General features: G+C 72.7%; 22 protein-coding genes, 1 tRNA gene and 1 pseudogene. 11 read left to right on the top strand and 13 right to left on the bottom strand.

Annotated features, from left to right (window positions below):
* Positions 1-75: 75 nt before the first annotated feature.
* Positions 76-150 (bottom strand) — tRNA-Leu (locus AB0D44_RS03065).
* 100 nt (positions 151-250) lie between these two features.
* Between AB0D44_RS03065 and AB0D44_RS03060 the strand changes: the two genes are divergently transcribed.
* Positions 251-907, top strand: a complete 657-nt coding sequence (locus AB0D44_RS03060; RefSeq protein WP_362583479.1) for a response regulator — start codon at positions 251-253, stop codon at positions 905-907.
* A 227-nt stretch (positions 908-1134) separates the two neighbouring features.
* Here the strand turns inward: AB0D44_RS03060 and AB0D44_RS03055 are convergent, their stop codons facing one another.
* The 3 genes from AB0D44_RS03055 to AB0D44_RS03045 all read right to left on the bottom strand — a co-directional run bounded on the left by AB0D44_RS03055 (position 1135) and on the right by AB0D44_RS03045 (position 3682).
* Positions 1135-1491 (bottom strand): chorismate mutase, encoded by a 357-nt coding sequence (locus tag AB0D44_RS03055; RefSeq protein ID WP_362583476.1) that lies wholly within the window; start codon positions 1489-1491, stop codon positions 1135-1137.
* Between the two features lie 489 nt (positions 1492-1980).
* A complete protein-coding gene (locus AB0D44_RS03050; RefSeq protein WP_362583474.1) occupies positions 1981-2634 on the bottom strand; it encodes a response regulator transcription factor in 654 nt (217 codons plus the stop codon).
* Positions 2635-2863: 229 nt separating this feature from the next.
* The gene (locus AB0D44_RS03045) at positions 2864-3682 is read right to left on the bottom strand and encodes a serine protease (RefSeq protein WP_362583472.1); all 819 of its coding nucleotides are present in this window, start codon (positions 3680-3682) and stop codon (positions 2864-2866) included.
* An 86-nt stretch (positions 3683-3768) separates the two neighbouring features.
* Here AB0D44_RS03045 and AB0D44_RS03040 point away from each other — a divergent pair.
* Together AB0D44_RS03040 and AB0D44_RS03035 are read left to right on the top strand one after the other, a co-directional pair.
* Positions 3769-4005, top strand: a pseudogene (locus AB0D44_RS03040) (hypothetical protein); the annotation flags it as partial.
* A 219-nt stretch (positions 4006-4224) separates the two neighbouring features.
* Complete coding sequence (locus tag AB0D44_RS03035) at positions 4225-4896, top strand: HAD family acid phosphatase (RefSeq protein ID WP_362583923.1); 672 nt, start codon at positions 4225-4227, stop codon at positions 4894-4896.
* Between the two features lie 122 nt (positions 4897-5018).
* Here the strand turns inward: AB0D44_RS03035 and AB0D44_RS03030 are convergent, their stop codons facing one another.
* Positions 5019-5933, bottom strand: a complete 915-nt coding sequence (locus AB0D44_RS03030; protein WP_362583469.1) for an SDR family oxidoreductase — start codon at positions 5931-5933, stop codon at positions 5019-5021.
* 1 nt (position 5934) lies between these two features.
* Positions 5935-6699 (bottom strand): SDR family oxidoreductase, encoded by a 765-nt coding sequence (locus AB0D44_RS03025; RefSeq protein ID WP_362583467.1) that lies wholly within the window; start codon positions 6697-6699, stop codon positions 5935-5937.
* Between the two features lie 56 nt (positions 6700-6755).
* Here AB0D44_RS03025 and AB0D44_RS03020 point away from each other — a divergent pair, with 56 nt between their 5' ends.
* From AB0D44_RS03020 to AB0D44_RS03000, 5 genes are all read left to right on the top strand, one after another.
* The gene (locus tag AB0D44_RS03020) at positions 6756-7505 is read left to right on the top strand and encodes an enoyl-CoA hydratase family protein (protein ID WP_362583464.1); all 750 of its coding nucleotides are present in this window, start codon (positions 6756-6758) and stop codon (positions 7503-7505) included.
* Positions 7502-8353, top strand: a complete 852-nt coding sequence (locus AB0D44_RS03015; protein WP_362583462.1) for a CoA-transferase — start codon at positions 7502-7504, stop codon at positions 8351-8353. Before AB0D44_RS03020 ends, AB0D44_RS03015 begins: the two co-directional genes overlap by 4 nt.
* A complete protein-coding gene (locus tag AB0D44_RS03010; protein ID WP_362583459.1) occupies positions 8350-9096 on the top strand; it encodes a CoA-transferase in 747 nt (248 codons plus the stop codon). The genes AB0D44_RS03015 and AB0D44_RS03010 overlap by 4 nt, the downstream gene beginning before the upstream one ends.
* 124 nt (positions 9097-9220) lie before the next feature.
* Entirely contained in the window at positions 9221-10321 is a 1101-nt protein-coding gene (locus AB0D44_RS03005; protein WP_362583457.1) for a nitronate monooxygenase, read from the top strand.
* A 30-nt stretch (positions 10322-10351) separates the two neighbouring features.
* Positions 10352-11290, top strand: a complete 939-nt coding sequence (locus AB0D44_RS03000; RefSeq protein WP_362583454.1) for a tyrosine-protein phosphatase — start codon at positions 10352-10354, stop codon at positions 11288-11290.
* Positions 11291-11395: 105 nt separating this feature from the next.
* Here AB0D44_RS03000 and AB0D44_RS02995 read toward each other — a convergent pair whose 3' ends face one another.
* The 5 genes from AB0D44_RS02995 to AB0D44_RS02975 form a co-directional block, all read right to left on the bottom strand.
* Entirely contained in the window at positions 11396-13072 is a 1677-nt protein-coding gene (locus AB0D44_RS02995) for a DEAD/DEAH box helicase (RefSeq protein ID WP_362583451.1), read from the bottom strand.
* Between the two features lie 101 nt (positions 13073-13173).
* Positions 13174-13377 (bottom strand): cold-shock protein, encoded by a 204-nt coding sequence (locus AB0D44_RS02990; protein ID WP_030028954.1) that lies wholly within the window; start codon positions 13375-13377, stop codon positions 13174-13176.
* A gap of 235 nt (positions 13378-13612) precedes the next feature.
* Complete coding sequence (locus tag AB0D44_RS02985; RefSeq protein WP_362583448.1) at positions 13613-14770, bottom strand: acetyl-CoA C-acetyltransferase; 1158 nt, start codon at positions 14768-14770, stop codon at positions 13613-13615.
* An 18-nt stretch (positions 14771-14788) separates the two neighbouring features.
* Positions 14789-15376 carry a TetR/AcrR family transcriptional regulator gene (locus AB0D44_RS02980; RefSeq protein ID WP_362583920.1) on the bottom strand — a complete coding sequence of 196 codons (588 nt, stop codon included), beginning with the start codon at positions 15374-15376 and terminating at the stop codon, positions 14789-14791.
* A gap of 78 nt (positions 15377-15454) precedes the next feature.
* Positions 15455-16237 carry an SDR family oxidoreductase gene (locus AB0D44_RS02975; RefSeq protein WP_362583446.1) on the bottom strand — a complete coding sequence of 261 codons (783 nt, stop codon included), beginning with the start codon at positions 16235-16237 and terminating at the stop codon, positions 15455-15457.
* 83 nt (positions 16238-16320) lie between these two features.
* Between AB0D44_RS02975 and AB0D44_RS02970 the strand changes: the two genes are divergently transcribed.
* Positions 16321-17466 carry an acyl-CoA dehydrogenase family protein gene (locus tag AB0D44_RS02970; RefSeq protein ID WP_362583443.1) on the top strand — a complete coding sequence of 382 codons (1146 nt, stop codon included), beginning with the start codon at positions 16321-16323 and terminating at the stop codon, positions 17464-17466.
* A complete protein-coding gene (locus AB0D44_RS02965) occupies positions 17466-18476 on the top strand; it encodes an acyl-CoA dehydrogenase family protein (RefSeq protein WP_362583440.1) in 1011 nt (336 codons plus the stop codon). The genes AB0D44_RS02970 and AB0D44_RS02965 overlap by 1 nt, the downstream gene beginning before the upstream one ends.
* Here the strand turns inward: AB0D44_RS02965 and AB0D44_RS02960 are convergent.
* Complete coding sequence (locus AB0D44_RS02960) at positions 18437-18562, bottom strand: hypothetical protein (protein WP_362583437.1); 126 nt, start codon at positions 18560-18562, stop codon at positions 18437-18439. The genes AB0D44_RS02965 and AB0D44_RS02960 overlap by 40 nt on opposite strands.
* A gap of 102 nt (positions 18563-18664) precedes the next feature.
* Between AB0D44_RS02960 and AB0D44_RS02955 the strand changes: the two genes are divergently transcribed.
* Positions 18665-19114: a hypothetical protein gene (locus AB0D44_RS02955; RefSeq protein ID WP_362583435.1), complete on the top strand. Its 450-nt coding sequence runs from the start codon at positions 18665-18667 to the stop codon at positions 19112-19114.
* Between the two features lie 16 nt (positions 19115-19130).
* Here the strand turns inward: AB0D44_RS02955 and AB0D44_RS02950 are convergent.
* Positions 19131-19613 (bottom strand): hypothetical protein (locus AB0D44_RS02950; RefSeq protein WP_362583432.1); only part of this gene is annotated, 483 nt, incomplete at its 5' end.

Here is a 19613-nt window from a genome sequence, read left to right as displayed (position 1 = left end):
GACACGTTCGCCCTTACAGCGCCAAAACGAGTGAAGGTCACACATTATTGCGTGACCTTGGAAAGGAAGGAAAAGTGCCCCGGGTCGGACTCGAACCGACACTGAATGGGTTTTGAATCCATCGCCTGCTGCCAATTGGGCTACCGGGGCCCCGCGAATCGAAGGTCAACCCCAACCCGCTGCGAGTCCACCATACCGTAGCTAGGTAGGCTCAGGGGAGCAGTAACGCCCCGTATCAAGGAGCCCTCAAGTGACCGCCTCGCACGAGTCGACGCCCACGCCCGACGCCGACCAGTCGCACGTTCCGCCGCTGACGACCCGCGTCGTCATCGCCGAGGACGAGGCGCTCATCCGTCTCGATCTGAAGGAGATGCTCGAGGAGGAGGGGTACGCCGTCGTCGGTGAGGCCGGGGACGGCCAGGCGGCCGTGGAGCTGGCCCGCGAGCACCGGCCCGACCTCGTGATCCTCGACGTGAAGATGCCCGTCCTGGACGGGATCTCCGCGGCCGAGAAGATCGCGGAGGAGTCCATCGCCCCCGTGCTGATGCTCACCGCGTTCTCGCAGCGCGACCTGGTGGAGCGGGCTCGTGACGCCGGGGCCATGGCGTACCTGGTGAAGCCGTTCAGCAAGAGCGATGTCGTGCCGGCCATCGAGATGGCGGTCTCGCGCTTCGCCGAGCTGAAGGCGCTGGAGAAGGAGGTCGCCGACCTCTCCCTCCGGCTGGAGACGCGCAAGCTGGTGGACCGGGCCAAGAGCATCCTGCAGACGCAGTACGGGCTGACGGAGCCGGCCGCGTTCCGGTGGATCCAGAAGACGTCGATGGACCGCCGCATGTCGATGCAGCAGGTCGCCGAGGCGGTCATCGAGGACGCCGAGGAGAAGAAGCAGAACGCCGCCAACGGCTGACGCGCCCGGTCGGCCCGGGCCGCCGCTTCCCGGCCGAGGGTGGTCGGCGGCAGCAGGAGCGGCCTGGGCGTGCCGACGGTCGGTCTGGCGGGCCGGAGGGATGGGCTGTGGCGGTCACGGGGGCGCGCCGCAGCCCGTTCGCGTTCCGGTGTGCGTGGTCCGGTGTGTGCGTGTGTCCGTCGGCTTTGGCGGACGCTTCGGGTCCGCCGGGGCGGTGGGGTGGCCGGTCAGGCCTGGTCTTCGCCCGCCGCGATGGTTTCGTGGTGGCGGATCACCTCGGCGATGATGAAGTTGAGGAGTTTCTCGGCGAAGGCCGGGTCGAGTTTGGCGTTCTCGGCGAGCTGGCGCAGTCGGGCGATCTGGCTGGCTTCGCGGCCAGGGTCGGCCGGGGGGAGCTGGTGCCTGGCCTTGAGGTGGCCGACCTGCTGGGTGCATTTGAAGCGTTCGGCGAGCATGTGGACCACGGCGGCGTCGATGTTGTCGATGCTGTCGCGCAGGCGGGCGAGTTCGGCGGCGACGTTGTCGTCGATTCCGTTGCCGGTCCCGTGGTGGATCCCGTTGTCGATCTCGTCGCTGTTGTTCATGGTCAACGAGAATACGTGGCGGCGGCGGGTGGTTCTCCGGGCAGCCGATCAGTGAGACGGGATCCGGTCGCATACCGGTCGAGTCCTGGTCAGAGGGGTCACGGGGCAGGGTCGCGGTGATGAGCCGGCCGCCTTCTGGGGTGGGTCCGGCGGCGGGCGAGCCGCCGAGGGTTTCGGCGCGTTCGGTCGTGCCGGCGAGGCCGTGGCCGCCCCGGACGTTGTCGCGGAGTGGGGGGCGGGGGTGGCGGGGTGGCTGCGCCGGGGCCTTCCGGGCTCCGCGCCGGACCGCGCGCCTCACACGCCGGCGGGGCTGGGTGGGGGGGGCGTGGGGGGGGGGGTGGCCGGGGGGGGTGGGCTGGGGGGGGGGTGGCGGGGGGCCCTGGGGGGCTCGGCGGCGGCCGCGGGGCCTCACTCGGGGGGGGGGGGGGGTGTGGGGGGCCTGGGGGGTGTGTGCGCCGATGGGTGTGGCCGGGCTGGGGGTGGTGGGGGTCATGCCGTGGTTGCGGCCAGGCCGCTTTCCCAGGCCCAGGCGGCGATTTCGACGCGGTTGCGGGCGCCCAGTTTGGCTTGGACGTTGGCGAGGTGGGTTTTGACGGTGGAGAGGGAGACGTAGAGCTCGGCGGCGATTTCGGCGTTGGTGAGGCCGCGTGCGAGGGAGCGTACGACGTCTCGTTCGCGTTCGGTGAGGGGTTCGGCGGGGCGGCGGGCTGGGGTGGCGGGGGTGTGGGGGGCCATGTCGCGGAGGAGTCGGACGGTGATGGCGGGTGAGACGAGTGCGTCTCCGACGGCGGCGGCGCGGACGGCTTCAACCAGCATGGCGGGGCTGGCGTCTTTGAGGAGGAAGCCGGATGCTCCGCCGTGGAGTGCCGCGTGGACGTATTCGTCGAGGTCGAAGGTGGTGACGATGACGATGCGCGGGGTGGTTTGGCCGGAGAGTCGGCGGGTGACTTCGAGGCCGTCGAGTGTGGGCATGCGGATGTCGAGGAGGAGGACGTCGGGTCGGTGTCGGGTGACGGCTGCGAGGGCGGCCTCGCCGTCGGCGGCGTCGGCGACGACCTCGATGTCCGGTTGGCTTTCGAGGATCATTCGGAATCCGGTTCTGACCATTTCCTGGTCGTCCGCGATGACCACTCTGATCGCCATGTGCTGCCTGCCCCGCTGTCGCCCGTGTCGCCCTTGTCGCCCGCTATAGCCTCCGCTTGTTTCCCATGGGACCCGGTGCGGGCGGGGGCTCGCAACCGGACGGCGGGTCCATCGGGCGGTGGTGGTGTCGACCATGCGTGGGGGGGTGGGGGCCTCGTCCTTCCGGCCGGTTCTTGGCAGGCCGGAAGGACGAGGGGGTTGCGCGGTGGGGGTGCGGGTGCAGGTGCGGCTACATGCTTGCCGCGGCGCTCTTGATGGCGGAGGCGAAGGTGGACACCTCGGTGTAGACGCCGGGGTAGTCGGGTCGGGCGCAGCCTTCGCCCCAGCTGACGATGCCGACCTGGATCCAGGCGTTGGTGTTGTCGCGGCGGAACATGGGGCCGCCGGAGTCGCCCTGGCAGGTGTCGACGCCGCCTTGGTCGTAGCCGGCGCAGATTTCTTCGCTGGGGACGAGGGAGCTGCCGTAGGAGGCCTGGCAGCTGGCGTCGGAGACGAAGGGGACGGTGGCCTTCATGAGGTAGCGCTGTTGGGCGCCGCCTTCGCGGGTTGCCCCCCAGCCGGCGACGGTGAAGGTGCCGTTGTCGTATTCCTTGGTCTCGGCGATTTTGAGGGTGGGGAGGTTGATGGGCTGGGCGAGTTTGATCAGGGCCCAGTCCTTGCCGGTGCCGTTGTAGCCGGGGGCTTGGAGGACTTTGGTGGACCGGACTTTGATGGCGCTGGAGCTGCGGAGGTCGACGACTCCGGCGGTGGCGGTGATGGAGGTGTTGTTGCCGGAGCCGCTGACGCAGTGGGCGGCGGTGAGGACGATCTGCTGGGTGTAGAGGGCGCCGCCGCAGCCCATGGAGAGGCGGACCATGAAGGGGAATTCGCCTTGGGCGGCGCGGGTGCCGCCGACGACGGGGGCGGTTCCGGCGGTGGCGGTGCCGGGTTGGAGGCTGACGGCGGCGAGGGCGATGGCGCCGGCGGCGAGGGTGCGCTTGAGGAGTCGGGCGAGGGTGGACACAGTCAACACACTGCCTTTCGTGGGGGGTTGGGCTGTGCGCGTCATTGGGTGGATGACACGTCCATGACACATCTGATGGAGGGCGGGCATCAAGAACGTGTTTTCGGACAACTTCCCGCCCGGGGGCCGGCATGACGGAGAACAGCGGGCGCAGCGGCCCGGTCGAGCATGGATTTCCGCACCTGGAGACGGTGCGCGCCTCGGTCCCGGCGCTGTTCCGCCGGCTGACCCCGGACGGGACTCGGGCCTACGGCACGAGCTTCGCGGCGGCCGACGCGGCGTTCGGCGGCGGGGAGGACCTGTACGTGGGGGCGCGTCGGGTGGCTTCCGCGGTGGTGCGTGCGCTGAGGCTGCCCGATGCGCGCATTGCTGGACGCCTACCGCGAGGACGCGCCCGCCACCAGAAGCCGGGCCATCTCACGCCGGAGGCTGACGTCGGGTCGGGTCGCTGTGGTGCGATCGGCGCCGGTTCATCGGGCGGCTACGAAAAGTTTCCTACCGGCCAGTAGACAGGGGGGCGAATCTGGCCAACGCTGGTCGCGTACATGCCAACGTACGTACCCTTCGTGACCCAGGAGCGCCCCCACATGCTCACCACCCGCCGCATCCGCACGACCCGCGCCGCCGCCGGCGCGGCCGTCGCCGCCGCCGCAGTCCTGGCCCTGCTGCCCGCCACCGCCGCCGAGGCGGCGCCGGTCCCGGCCGCCGTCACCACCTCGGTGTCGGCCTCCGCGCCCGGCGGCAACGCGGCGATCCTCGGCATCGACTACGCGACCTGGCAGCGCGATGTCGCCACCGTCATCGACGCGGTCCGCCCCGCCATCGAGCAGCGCATCGCGGCCTCGCCCGCCGGCGAGAAGCCCGCGATCGTGCTCGACATCGACAACAGCTCGCTGGAGACGGACTTCCACTGGTTCTGGACCTTCCCGACGCCCGCGATCGCCAAGGTCCGCGAGCTGACCCGGTACGCCGACGAGCGCGGGGTGGCGATCTTCTTCGTCACCGCCCGCCCCGGGATCATCTACTCCCTCACCGAGCGGAACCTCAGGTCCGTCGGCTACCCGGTCTCGGGCCTGTACGTCCGTGATCTGCCCGACCTGTTCGACGAGGTGAGCGCGTACAAGACCGGCAAGCGCGCCGAGATCGAGGGCCGCGGCTACACGATCATCGCGAACATCGGGAACAACGAGAGCGACCTCGTCGGCGGGCACGCCGAGCGCACCGTCAAGCTGCCGGACTACGGCGGCAAGCTGTCCTGACCCGCCCCGGCACAGTCCGGCCCAGTCCGGTCGCAGTCCGGCCCAGTCCGACCCAACCCGGCGCAGTCCGGTACAGGGTGCGGGTGCGAAGCCCCGGTCCCGGCGGGCCGGGGCTGCGCCCGTCAGTCGGCGGCTCCGTAGACCGGCAGCGGGGGCTGGGCCGCGGCGAGGAGTTTCAGCGTGGCCTCGCCCGCTTCGGCGGGGCTCCAGCGGGCGTCCCGGTCGGTGGTGGGGCCGGGGCGCCAGCCCTCCATCACCGTGATGCGGCCGCCCTCCGCCTCGAAGACCCGCCCCGTGACACCGGCCGAGGCGTCGGAGCCGAGCCACACCACCAGCGGGGAAACGTTCTCCGGGGCCATCGCGTCGAACGTCCCGGCGGCCGGGGCGGCCATGGTCTGGGCGAAGGTCTGCTCCGTCATCCGGGTCCGGGCCGCCGGGGCTATGGCGTTGACCTGGACCCCGTAGCGGCCCATCTCTGCGGCGGCGACCAGGGTGAGCCCCAGGATCCCCGCCTTGGCCGCGCTGTAGTTGCCCTGGCCCACCGATCCCAACAGGCCTGCCCCGGAGGAGGTGTTGACCACGCGGGCGGCCACCGGCCGGCCGGCTTTGGCCTGCGCCCGCCACCAGGCGGCCGCCGCCCGCAGCGGCAGGAAGTGCCCCTTCAGGTGCACCCGCACCACGGCGTCCCAGTCGTCCTCGTCGAGGTTCACCAGCATCCGGTCCCGTAGGAACCCGGCGTTGTTGACCAGCGTGTCCAGCCTCCCGAACGCCGACAGCGCGCACTGCACGAGCGAGGACGCCCCCTCGCCCGTGGCGATGTCCCCGCCGTGCGCCACCGCCTCCCCGCCCAGCGCCCGGATGTCGGCGGCGACCCGCTCGGCCGGGGAGTCCGGCCCCGGCGCCCCGTCCGGGCCCACCCCCAGGTCGTTGACGACGACCTTGGCCCCTTCCGCCGCGAAGGCCAGCGCGTGGGCCCGGCCCAGGCCCCGCCCCGCGCCCGTCACGATCACGACACGCCCCCCGGCGATACCGGTCATCTCAGCTCTCCTTGTTGACGGTTGCCGCATCCAAGAACGCGGGGCGTTCGCCGCCCCCGTGCACGAGCAGGCTGGCCCCGCTGACGTACCGCGCGCGGTCGGAGGCGAGGAACACCGCCGCCTCCCCCACGTCGGAGGGTTCCGCCAGCCGCCCCAGCGGTACGGTCGCGCCGACCGCCGCGATCCCGGCCTCGTCTCCGTAGTGCAGGTGCGCGAGCTCGGTGCGCACCATGCCCAGGACCAGGGAGTTGACCCGTACCTCGGGGGCCCACTCCACGGCCATGGAGCGGGCCAGGTTTTCCAGTCCGGCCTTCGCCGCCCCGTAGGCCGCTGTCCCCGGGGAAGGCCGGGTGCCGCTGACGCTGCCGATCATCACCACGGAGCCGTGTGCCGTGCGCAGCCACGGACGGGCGGCGAGGGAGGCGGTCATCGGTGCGATCAGGTTCAGCTCGAGGATCCGGGCGTGCCGCTGTGCGTCGCCTTCCCCCAGGAGCCGGTAGGGGGTGCCGCCGGCGTTGTTGACGAGGCAGTCCAGGCGTCCGTACCGGTCGGCGACCGCGGCGAAGAAGTCCTGCACGGCGGCGGGGTCGCGCAGGTCGAGGGTGGTGAAGGACGCGTCGCGGCCGCCGGCGCGGACCGGTTGCCGCGGCGGACGTCTTGCACAGATGACGACCTCGGCGCCGGCCGTGAGGAACGACCGGGCGATTCCGGCTCCGACGCCCCGGGTTCCGCCGGTGACGACGACGACCCTCCCGTCCAGCTCCATGGGCTGCTACCTTCCTCACCTAACAAATGTTTGGTGGAAAGGTAGCTGATCCTCCCATGGGTGTCTCCACCTCCGCCCCGGACAAGGGCATCGCACTCGTCACAGTCGACTTCCCACCCGTCAACGCGCTTCCCGTGCAGGGCTGGTACGACCTGGCCGAGGCCCTGCGCGCCGCCGGCCGCGACCCGCAGGTGCGCTGCGTCGTCCTGGCCGCCGAGGGCCGGGGCTTCAACGCCGGTGTCGACATCAAGGAGATGCAGCGCGACACCGGCCATGCCGCGCTCATCGGCGCCAACCGGGGCTGCTACGAGGCCTTCGCCGCCGTCTACGAGTGCGAGGTGCCGGTGGTCGCGGCCGTCAACGGGTTCTGCCTGGGCGGCGGCATCGGCCTCGTCGGCAACGCCGACGCGATCGTGGCGAGCCAGGACGCGGTCTTCGGCCTGCCCGAGCTGGACCGGGGCGCCCTCGGCGCCGCCACCCACCTGGCCCGGCTCGTGCCCCAGCACCTGATGCGCGCGCTGTACTACACCTCGCGCACCGCGACCGCCGCCGAACTGCACGCGCACGGCTCGGTGTGGAAGGTGGTCCCGCGCGGGGAACTGCGGGACGCCGCCCTGGACCTGGCCGCCGAGATCGCACGGAAGGACGGGTACCTGATCCGGCTGGCGAAGGCGGCGATCAACGGCATCGACCCGGTCGACGTGCGCCGCAGCTATCGCTTCGAGCAGGGCTTCACCTTCGAGGCCAATCTCAGCGGGGTCGCGGACCGGGTCCGCGACACCTTCGGGAAGGAAGCGCGTTCATGACCGACAAGAGCATGACCCCCGACGAGGTGGTGGGGCAGCTGCGCAGCGGGATGACCCTGGGCATCGGCGGCTGGGGTTCGCGGCGCAAGCCCATGGCCCTGGTGAGGGCGCTGCTCCGTTCCGAGATCACCGATCTCACCGTGGTCTCGTACGGCGGGCCCGACGTGGGCCTGCTGGCCGCCGCGGGCCGGATCCGCCGGCTCGTCGCCCCCTTCGCCACCCTCGACTCCATCCCGCTGGAGCCCCATTTCCGGGCCGCCCGCGAGCGCGCCGCCTTCACCCTGACCGAGTACGACGAGGCCATGTTCATGTGGGGTCTGCACGCCGCCGCCAACCGGCTGCCGTTCCTGCCCGTCCGGGCCGGCCTCGGATCCGACGTGATGCGGGTCAACCCGGAGCTGCGCACCGTGACCTCCCCCTACGGCGACGGCGAGGAGCTCGTTGCCGTGCCCGCCTTGCGCATGGACGCCGCCCTGGTCCACCTGAGCCGCGCCGACCGCCTCGGCAACGCCCAGTACCTGGGCCCGGACCCGTACTTCGACGACCTGTTCTGCGAGGCCGCCGACACGGCGTACGTCTCCTGCGAGCAGCTCGTGGAGACCGCCGAGCTCTCCAAGGCCGGTCCCCCGCAGTCCCTTCTCGTCAGCCGTCACTCCGTCACCGGCGTCGTCGAGACGCCGGGCGGCGCGCACTTCACTTCCTGCGTGCCCGACTACGACCGCGACGAGGCCTTCCAGAAGCTGTACGCGAGCACCCCCTCGCCCGAGTTCGCCGAGCGCTTCCTGTCGGGGGCGAGCGAGCACGACTACCAGTCCGCCGTGCGGACCTGGCACGAGGAGCAGCAGTGACCGGTCGTTCCGCCCTCCGGCCGCCCACCCGGTCCGAGTACTGCGTGATCTCGTGCGCCGAGGCGTGGCGCGACAACGGTGAGGTCCTGGCGAGTCCGATGGGCCTGGTGCCGTCGTTCGGTGCCCGGCTCGCGAAGCGGACGTTCTCCCCCGATCTGCTGCTGACCGACGGCGAGGCGATGCTCGTCGGGCTCGACGGCACGGCCGAGGGCTGGCTGCCGTACCGGCGCCATCTGACGATGGTCACGGGCGGCAGGCGGCACGTGATGATGGGCGCCAGCCAGATCGACCGGTTCGGCAACCAGAACATCTCCTGCATCGGGGACTGGGCGCGGCCGGCCCGACAGTTGCTCGGGGTGCGCGGGGCGCCGGTCAACACGCTGAACAATCCGGTGAGTTACTGGGTGCCGCGGCATTCCCCGCGGGTGTTCGTCGAGCGCGTCGACATGGTCAGCGGTGTGGGCTACGACCGTGCGGAGGCAGCCGGGGTGACGCGCTTCCACCGCCTGCCCCGGGTGGTGAGCGATCTCGGTGTCTTCGACTTCACCGGGCCCGGCCGGTCGATGCGCCTGGTGTCGGTGCATCCGGGGGTCACGGTGGACCAGGTCCGGGCGGCGACCGGCTTCGACCTCGCGGTCGGCGGCGAGGTGCCGTTCACGCGGGAGCCGACCGCCGAGGAACTGCGGCTCATCCGGGAGGTCATCGACCCCGGGGCTCTGCGCGACCGCGAAGTGCGGGTCTGATCCGGTGGGGACGGCGCGGAGGGAGACGGCCGGAAGGGAGACGGCTCCGGGGGAGACCGCTCCGGCGGAGACGGCCGGAAGGGAGACCGCTCCGGCGGAGGCGGCTGCGCTGGACAGGGCTCTGTTGGAGGCGGCCCGGAAGGAGGCCCGGATGGAGACGGCGCTCACCAAGCTGGTCGGGGTCCGGTACCCGATCGTGCAGACGGGCATGGGCTGGGTCGCCGGTCCCCGCCTGGTGTCGGCGGCGGCGAACGCGGGGGCGCTGGGGATCCTGGCGTCGGCGACGATGACCGTGGAACAGCTGCGCTCGGCGGTGCGGGAGGTCAGGTCGCGGATCCCGGACGGGACTCCGTTCGGGGTGAACCTGCGTGCGGACGCCGGGGACGCGGCCGAACGCGCCCGGCTGATCATCGACGAGGGGGTGCGGGTGGCGTCCTTCGCCCTCGCGCCGTCCAGGGAGCTGATCGCGCGGCTCAAGGACGCGGGTGTGGTCGTCATCCCGTCGATCGGGGCCCGGCGGCACGCCGAGAAGGTGGCGGCCTGGGGCGCCGACGCGGTGATCGTGCAGGGCGGGGAGGGCGGCGGGCACACCGGGGACGTGGCCACGACCGTGCTGCTGCCGCAGGTCGTCGACGCCGTGGACGTCCCGGTCGTCGCGGCGGGCGGCTTCGGCGACGGACGGGGGCTGGTCGCGGCGCTGGCGTACGGGGCCTGCGGCATCGCGATGGGGACCCGGTTCCTGCTGACGTCGGACTCCACGGTGCCCGACGCGGTCAAGGCCGAGTACCTGAAGGCCACGGTCAAGGACGTCACCGTCACCACGGCCGTCGACGGGCTGCCGCACCGGATGCTGCGCACCGAGCTGGTCGACTCCCTGGAGCGGGCGGGCCGCGCGCGGGCGCTGGTGCGGGCGGTGCGGCACGCGGCGGGGTTCCGGAAGCTGTCCGGCCTGAGCTGGCCGCAGATGGTGCGCGACGGTCTGGCGATGAAGCACGGCAAGGACCTGTCGTGGAGCCAGGTGCTGCTCGCCGCGAACACCCCCATGCTCCTGAAGGCGTCCATGGTCGAGGGCCGTACGGACCTCGGCGTCATGGCATCGGGCCAGGTCGCGGGCGTGATCGAGGATCTCCCGTCCTGTGCGGAGCTCGTCTCCCGCGTCATGGCCGAGGCACAACAGGCACTCGAAGCACTGCACTCGCTCCGCACCCTGCCACCCGCAGGGTGATCCCCCTTCTCCGTCAGAGGAGTTGCCCCCATGAGACGTGCCCGGATCCGCCTGGCGACCGCGGCGGCCGCAGCCGCCCTCGCCCTCGGTACCCTGCCCGCCGCCACCGCCACTGCTGCTGCCGCCCCCGCGGCGCCCGCCGGTGCGAGCGCCCGCGCCCTGCTGTGGGAGGCGGAGACGATCCGCCAGATCCCCCTCCAGGGCGCCGTCAACGTCCGGGACGTCGGCGGCTACCTCACCTACACCGGTGGCCGGGTCCGCCAGGGGCTGGTCTACCGCTCCGACGCGCTGAGCAAGCTGACCGCCGCGGACCTCACCACCGTCTCCGGTCTCGGCCTCACGAAGGTCGTCGACTTCCGCATCCCGATGGAGGTCCAGTACGACGGCGCCGACAAGCTGCCGCCGGGGCTCTTCGCGACCTCGCGGCCGGTCAGCGACCTCGGCCTGTACGGGACGCTGGTCGGCGCGATCTCCAGCGGTGACCCAGTCAAGCAGGAGCAGATGCTCGGGGGCGGCCGCGCCGAGGCGTACATGCGCGACATCTACCGTACGTTCGTGACCAGCCCCGAGAACCGGGCGCAGTTCGCGGCGACGCTGCGGGAGATCGCGGACGGCGGGCAGGGACCGCTGCTGTACCACTGCACGTCCGGCAAGGACCGCACCGGCTGGATGAGTTACGTCCTGCTGCGGGCGCTGGCCGTTCCGGAGTCCTCTGCGGCGCGCGACTACCTGGCGTCGAACACCTTCCGCGCCGCGTACGACGCCCAGGTGCGGGCGGGTCTGAGGCAGTCCGGGCGGATGCAGAACCCGGACCTGCTGATCCCGCTCCAGGAGGTCCGCCAGGACTACCTGGACTCCGCGACGGCGCAGCTGGAGGCCGACTACGGCGGCTTCTACGGCTATCTGACGCAGGGGCTGGGCCTGGACCTGCGGACGCTGGCGCGGCTGCACGACAGGATGGTCCGCTAGCACAAACGGCTGCGCCGGACGGCATGCCGGCGCGCACGACTGCGCCGGGCGGCACGAGGAGTGCTGCCCGGCGCAGGGGTGCGTCCGCGGTGCGGGTGGGTGCGGTCAGACCGCGCGGCGGCGGCCCTGGCTGCCGGTGCCGACCCGGCTGCGGGAGGACGCGGCGGCCGCGCCGCCGCCGGAGGCGCCGCCCGCGGTGCGCCGGCCCTGGCCGGCGGAGCCGCCGGCTCCGCTGCCGCCGCCCTGGCCGCGACGGGCCTGACCGGCGCCGGAGGCCGCCGGGGCCTGCCCGGAGCCACCGCCGGAGCGGCGGCCGCGGCCGCCGGTGGCCGGGGCGCCGCCCGTGGCGGAGCCGGTGCGCGGGGCGCCGGAGCGGCGGCGCGAGCTGGAGCCCGAGCCGGAGCCGGAGCGCGGCTTGGGCGCGGTGGGCTGGGGCACCTCGAGGATCACCGGGATGCCGGAGGGCTCCTTGGCGCCGGTCAGCCGGGCGAGCTCCTCGTCGGAGGACTTGATCTGCGCGGTGCGCGGGGAGATCCCGGCGTCCGACATGAGGCGGGTCATCTCCCGCTTCTGGTCGGGCAGCACCAGGGTGACCACGCTGCCGGACTCGCCGGCGCGGGCGGTGCGGCCGCCGCGGTGCAGGTAGTCCTTGTGGTCGGTGGGCGGGTCCACGTTGACGACGAGGTCGAGGTCGTCGATGTGGATGCCGCGTGCCGCGACGTTGGTGGCGACCAGTGCGGTGACCTCGCCGGTCTTGAACCAGTCGAGGGTCCGGTTGCGCTGCGGCTGGGAGCGGCCGCCGTGCAGACCGGAGGCGCGGACGCCGTCCGCGAGGAGCTTCTTGACCATGCGGTCCACACCGCGCTTGGTGTCCACGAACATGATCACCCGGCCGTCGCGTGCGGCTATGCGCGTGGCCACGGCCTTCTTGTCGGTCTCGTCCAGGACGTACAGGACGTGGTGCTCCATGGTGGTGACCGCGCCGGCCGACGGGTCGACGGAGTGGCCGACCGGGTCGTGCAGGAACATCTTGACGAGCTTGTCGATGTTCTTGTCCAGCGTCGCGGAGAACAGCATGGTCTGGCCCTCGGGCCGCACCTGCTTGAGCAGCGCGGTGACCTGCGGCATGAAGCCCATGTCGGTCATCTGGTCGGCCTCGTCCAGGACGGTGACCGCGACCTGGGAGAGGTCGGCGTCACCGCGGTCGATGAGGTCCTTCAGACGGCCGGGGGTGGCGACGAGCACCTCGGCGCCGCGGCGCAGGGCGCCCGACTGCCGGTTGATCGACATGCCGCCGACGACGGTCGCGATGCGCAGGTTGACGGCCGTGGCGTACGGGGCCAGGGCGTCGGTGACCTGCTGCGCGAGCTCGCGGGTCGGTACGAGGACCAGGGCGAGGGGCTGCTTGGGCTGCGCGCGGTGGCCGGCGGTGCGGGCCAGGAGCGCGAGTCCGAAGGCGAGCGTCTTGCCGGAGCCGGTGCGGCCGCGGCCGAGCAGGTCGCGGCCGGCGAGGGAGTTCGGCAGGGTGGCGGCCTGGATCGGGAACGGCTCGGTGACGCCCTGGGCGGCGAGGGTCTTCAGCAGCGCCTCGGGCATGTCCATGTCCTCGAACGCGGCGACCGGCGGCAGGGCCGGGACGGTCGGCTCGGGCATGGTGAATTCCTGGGGCCGGGGGGCGGGGGCGGACTTCTGCCGTCCCGCGCCAGCCTTCGGACGTCCCTGAGCCGCACCTCGACCCCGGGTGGGGCGACGGCTGGGTCGTGCGGAGCTGGAGCTGGTCATGCGAGAAAGCCCTCCTGAAACCGGCAGGTAAAACAAAGGTCGAGACAGCAGACAAGCCGGGGCCCGCACCTCTCGGTGCGGACCCCGGCATGCTGAAGGAATTAGGCGGGGATGATGTTCTCCGCCTGGGGGCCCTTCTGGCCCTGGGTGACGTCGAAGGACACGCGCTGGCCCTCGGTGAGCTCACGGAAGCCCTGGGTGGCGATGTTCGAGTAGTGGGCGAACACGTCCGGGCCGCCACCGTCCTGCTCGATGAAGCCGAAGCCCTTTTCCGAGTTGAACCACTTCACGGTGCCAAGTGCCATTTTGAATCTCCTGAATAGGCGGCAAGGGCCCCATCCGGAGTTTCCGGCAAAAACAATAAAAGCGCCTGAGGAACATTCCCGTCAGGCGCACATAAAGTTCATGGGTACCACAACTGCAACGAGCTCTAAGCTAGCACACCTCCGTGCGTCCGTGTCGATCAGCGGGTGTGACCTGCGCCGCGGAGGTCCGCGGGGGCCCGCCCGTCCCCTCGGGTGCGGGCCCCGCGGACCGGCTCTAGAGCCGTTCGATGATCGTCACGTTGGCCTGGCCGCCGCCCTCGCACATGGTCTGGAGGCCGAAGCGGCCCCCGGTGCGCTCCAGTTCGTGCAGCAGCGTCGTCATCAGCTTCACGCCGGTCGCGCCCAGCGGATGGCCCAGGGCGATCGCGCCGCCGTTGACGTTGACCTTCTCGGGGTCGGCTCCGGTCTCCTTCAGCCAGGCCAGGACCACCGGGGCGAACGCCTCGTTGATCTCCACCAGGTCGATGTCGGCCGGCGACATGCCAGTCTTCTTCAGCGCGTGCGCCGTGGCGGGGATCGGCGCGGACAGCATGCGGATCGGGTCCTCGCCCCGGACCGAGAGGTGGTGGATGCGGGCCCGCGGCCGCAGGCCGTGCTCGCGCACCGCCCGCTCGGAGGCGATCAGCAGGGCCGCCGCGCCGTCGGAGACCTGGGAGGAGACGGCCGCGGTGATCGTGCCGCCCTCGACGACGGGCCGCAGGCCCGCCATCTTCTCCAGGGTCGTGTCCCGGCGCGGGCCCTCGTCGATGGCCACCTGCCCGTAGGCGACGGTCTCCCGGGTGAAGCGGGCCTCGTCGATCGCGCGGATCGCCCGTTGGTGGGACCGCAGGGCGAACTCCTCCATGTCGCGCCGGGTGATGCCCCACTTCTCGGCGATCAGCTGCGCGCCGTGGAACTGGTTCACCGGGGCGTCGCCGTACCGGGCCCGCCAGCCGGCCGATCCCGCGTAGGGGCCCTCGGTGAAGCCGAGCGGTTCGGCGGCCTGCCGGGAGGCGAAGGCGATCGGGATCATCGACATGTTCTGGGTGCCGCCGGCGACCACCAGGTCCTGGGTGCCGGAGAGCACGCCCTGCGCCGCGAAGTGCACCGCCTGCTGCGAGGACCCGCACTGGCGGTCGACGGTGACCCCGGGCACCTCTTCGGGCAGTCCGGCCGCGAGCCACGCCGTGCGGGCGATGTCCCCGGCCTGCGGCCCCACCGTGTCGAGGCAGCCGAACACCACGTCCTCCACGGCGGCCGGGTCCACCGCGGACCGTTCGACGAGCGCCTTGAGGACGTGCGCGCCCAGGTCGGCGGGGTGGACCTGGGACAGGCCGCCGCCCCTGCGCCCCACGGGGGTGCGTACGGCTTCGACTATGTAGGCCTCGGGCATGGGGACTCCTTGACGGGTTCAGGGGCGTACGGCGATCCCGTCCAGCACCATCGACAGGTACTGCCGGGCGATCTCCTCGGGGCTGTGCTGGCCGCCCGGCCGGTACCAGGAGGCCGCCACCCACACCGTGTCGCGCACGAAGCGATAGGTGAGGCGGATGTCGAGGTCGGCGCGGAAGACCTGTGCGGCGACTCCCCGCTCCAGCGTGCCCAGCCAGGCCTTCTCGAACTTCTGCTGCGAGTCGGAGAGGTAGTGGAAGCGGGGCTGCGCGCTGAGGGTGCGGGACTCCTTCTGGTAGATCGCGACGGCGGCGCGGTGCCGGTCGATCTCCCGGAAGGACTCGGTGACGAGGGCCTCGATGGTCTCCCGGGGGCCGAGGCCGGCGGCGAGCACGGTGTCGTAGCCCTCCCAGAGTTCGGTCAGGAAGGCCGAGAGGATCTCGTCGAGCATCGATTCCTTGGAATCGAAGTGGTAGTAGAGGCTGCCGGCGAGCATCCCGGCGGCGTCGGCGATCTTGCGGACGGTGGTGGCGTTGTAGCCCTGGGCGGCGAACACCTCGGCCGCCGTGTCGAGGAGCTCGCGGCGCCGCTCGGGCGAGGGCGTCACCTGCGGCTTCTTCTTCGGGGCGGGGTCGGCCGCCGGCTGCTTCGTCGACTTGTTCGTAGGCACGTGCCCATTGTGGTGCTAGGCGCGCTGGCTGCTGACCGACACGGTCTCGCCCGTCATGTACGACGAGTAGCCGCTGGCCAGGAAGACGATGACGTTGGCGACCTCCCAGGGTTCGGCGTGGCGGCCGAAGGCCTCGCGGGCGGTGAGTTCGGCGAGCAGCTCCTCGCTGGTCACCTTCACCAGGTGCGGGTGCATGGCCAGGCTCGGTGCGACGGCGTTGACCCGTACGCCGAACGCGGCGGCCTCCAGTGCCGCGCAGCGGGTCAGGGCCATCACGCCGGCCTTGGCGGCGGCGTAGTGGGCCTGGCCGGTCTGGGCGCGCCAGCCGATGACGGAGGCGTTGTTGACGACGACTCCGCCCCGCCCGGAGGCCTTCAGCGCGCGCAGGGCGGCGCGGGTGCAGCGGAAGGTGCCGTTCAGGGTCACGTCGAGGACGCGGGACCACTGGGCGTCGGTCATGTCGACGAGGTCGGCGGTGCCGCCGAGGCCGGCGTTGTTGACGACGATGTCGAGGCCGCCGTGGGTCTGCTCGGCGTGCGCGAACAGGGCGCGTACCTGTTCCTCGTCGGTGACGTCGCAGGGCAGGGAGGTGACGCGGTCGGCGCCGAACTCGGCGGCGAGGGAGTCCTCGGTCTCCTTGAGGCGTCGGGCGTGGGCGTCGCCGATGACGATGCGGGCGCCCTCCTCCAGGAAGCGGCGGGCGGTGGCGCCGCCGATCCCGGCGCCGGCGGCGGCGGTGATGAGGGCGGTGCGGTCTTGCAGCAGGTGGTGGCCGGCGGTGTACCGGGGGTCGTTCATGCGAACTCCTCGACGCTGCTCATGGCCGTACGTTAACCTACCAAACAATTGTTAGGGAAGCGTTGGAGGAGGCGGGCCCCCCGATGGACCTCACGGAGACGGCGGAGGTGGCGGCCTTCCGGGCCGAGGCCCGCGCCTGGCTGGCCGACCACGTTCCCGCCTCCCCCCTGCCCTCCCTGGAGACGGCCGAGGGCTTCGCCGCGCACCGGGAGTGGGAGCGGGTGCTGCACGCGGACCGCTGGTCGGCGGTGTCCTGGCCCGAGGAGTACGGGGGCCGCGGCGCGGACATCGTCCGGTGGCTGGTGTTCGAGGAGGAGTACTGGGCGGCGGGCGCGCCCGGCCGGGTCTCGCAGAACGGCATCAGCCTCCTCGCCCCCACCCTCTTCGAGCACGCGGACGAGGAGCAGCGGGCGCGGGTGCTGCCGCCCATGGCGAGCGGCGAGGTGGTCTGGGCGCAGGCCTGGTCGGAGCCGGAGGCGGGCTCCGACCTGGCCTCGCTCACCTCCCGGGCGGTGCGCACCGACGGCGGCTGGCTGCTGTCCGGGCAGAAGACCTGGTCCTCGCGGGCGGCGTTCGCGGACCGGGCCTTCGGCATCTTCCGCACGGACCCGGACGCGCCGAAGCCGCACCAGGGGCTGACGTATCTGATGTTCGACCTGCGGGCGCCGGGGGTGACGGTGCGGCCCGTCGGCCGCCTGGACGGCAAGCCCGCCTTCGCGGAGCTCTTCCTGGACGAGGTGTTCGTACCGGACGCGGACGTGATCGGGGAGCCGGGGCAGGGCTGGCGGATCGCGATGGCGACGACGGGCAACGAGCGGGGGCTGACGCTGCGCTCCCCGGGCCGGTTCCTGGCGGCGGCGGACCGCCTGGTCGCGCTGTGGGAGGCGGCCGGGGACCCGGCCGACACCGCGCTGCGGGACCGGGTGGCGGACGCGGTGGTCGGGGCGCGCGCCTACGAGCTGTTCACATGGGCCGGCGCCTCGCGCTTCGCGGGGGGCGGGTCCATCGGCGCCGAATCCAGCCTGAACAAGGTGTTCTGGTCGCAGTACGACATCGACCTGCACGAGACGGCGCTGGACCTGCTGGGTGCGGACGCGGAGCTCGCGCAGGGCGCGTGGGCCGAGCCGTGGGTCTTCTCGCTGGCCGGGCCGATCTACGCGGGCACGAACGAGATCCAGCGCGACATCATCGCCGAGCGGCTGCTCGGCCTTCCGAAGGGCCGCCGCTGATGCGCTTCCTGCCGACCGACGAGCAGTCGGACTTCGCGCGCACGCTGCGCTCGCTGCTGGGCGCGGCGCAGGTGCCGGGCGTCGTACGGGCCTGGGCGGACGGCGAGCACGGGCCGGGGCGGGTGCTGTGGTCGCGCCTGGCCGGTACGGGCCTGTTCGCGCTGGCGGTGCCGGAGGACTGCGACGGTGCCGGGCTGCTGCCGGTGGAGCTGTCCCTGGGCTTCGTGGAGCTGGGCCGGGCGGGGGTGCCGGGGCCGGTGGTGGAGACGGCCGCCGCATCCGTGCTGTTCGCGGAGCTGGGGGACGAGGGGCTGGCGAAGCGGTTCCTGCCGGGGCTGGCGGCGGGCGGGGCCTCGGCCACGCTGACGCTGCCGGGCGGCAGTCCGTACGCCCTGGACGCGGACGCGGCGACGTACTGCTTCACCGTGTCGGCGGCGGGCGACCTGTGCCTGTCGCAGGACGCGGCGCACGGACCGGCGCTGGCCTCGCTGGACCCGGCCCGCAGGCTCCGGGCCGTCCCGGCGGGCGGGGAGCTCCTCGCGGCGGGCCCGGCCGTGACGGCGGCGGCCCGCACGGCCGCCCGCTGGGCGCGGCTGCTGACGGCGGCCCAGTGCCTGGGCGTCGGTGAGGCGTTGCTGGCCCGGACCGTGGAGTACGCCCGCCGGCGCACGCAGTTCGGGGCGCCGATCGGGTCCTTCCAGGCGGTCAAGCACCGGCTGGCGGACACCCTGCTGGGCCTGGAGTTCGCCCGGCCGCTGCTGTGGGCGGCGGCGCTGTCGACGGCGCCGGGTGAGGTGGCGGCGGCGAAGCTGACGGCGGGAGAGGCGGGGTACGCGGCGGCGCGGACGGCCCTGCAGGTGCACGGCGCGGTCGGGTACACGCAGGAGCTCGACCTGTCGCTGTGGCTGCGCAAGGCCCGCCCGCTGCGGGACGCGTGGGGCACGCCCGCGCAGTGCCGGGCGGCGGTCCTTCAGGCGCCGGTGCGGGCGACGCGCAGGGTGACCCCGTAGGGCTCCTGGACCGTTCCGGCCGGGAACAGGGGCAGCAGCAGCTCCCGCTCGGCCGCCGTGAACGCCGTCCCGTCCCCCGGCTCCACGCGACGACGGCGCGGGCGTCGGGGCCAACGTGCGTGGCAGGCAAGGAATGTGATGGGATCGCCGGTGATCGAACGCACGACGGAGAACGAGGTACGGGACCCATGCGAAGGACGATGACCGGGACGGCGCTGTGCGCCGCGGCGGCGGCGCTGCTCACCGGCTGCGGGAGCGGGACCCCGAAGGCTCCCGCGGAGGCCGGCAAGCCCGCGGCCTCCCAGAGCCCGGCCCCGTCGGCTCCGGCGGCCAAGACCGTCGGCGCGACCCACGAAGTGCCCCTGGAGGTCGGCGGCACGGGCAGGACGGCCGTGATGTACAGCGGCGTGGACAGCGGCTTCGAGCAGCAGACCCTGCCGTGGACGAAGACCGGCACCGTCGAACTCACCGCCGCGGAGCAGAAGGTGGGCTACCTGGTGTCGGTGGTCCCGGGCACGGTCACGGGCCCCGGCGGCACGCTCCAGCAGGCCCCTTGCGTCATCAAGGTCGACGGCAAGAAGGTCGCGGAGAGCGACGGCGTCACGAGCACCAAGGGCTGCTCCTACACCATCAAGTAGCCCGCCTGCCGCGCTGTCAGCGGTGGGAGCGGCGCAGGGAGAGGCGGGTGAGGGCAGCCGTCTGGAGCAGGAGGAGGGCGCCGGCGGCCGCGGCCTCCCCCCGCGGTGCGGGCGGGCGCTTGCCGAGCGACCAGGCCGGGCCCTCGGGGTCCGCGGTCACCGCCAGACGCGCACCGACCGGCAGGTCCATCGCGAGGGGGCCGGGGAGGTCGCGGCCGGCCTCCGTGCGCAGGCGCAGGGACGGGGAGTGGCCGGAGCCGTCCTCCAGCAGGGTGCGTTCCACGACCACCGCCGTCTCCTCGCGGCCGCGGTCGTGCAGGGTGTGGCGATCCCAGGTGATCTGGCCGAGCACCGCGACCCCGACCGCGGCCAGCGCGACGGCGGTGCGGGCGACGAACTCCGCTTCGGTGCCGTGCGGTACGGCCGCGCCCGCGACGAACACGGCCAGGAGAATCGGGAGCCAGAGCGCCTCGGGGCCACGCAGCAGCCAGATCGCGCC

This window comes from Streptomyces sp. NPDC048349 (genome assembly GCF_040651925.1).
In the GTDB taxonomy this organism is placed as follows: Bacteria; Actinomycetota; Actinomycetes; order Streptomycetales; family Streptomycetaceae; genus Streptomyces.
This window is presented reverse-complemented; position numbering and strand designations above follow the sequence as displayed.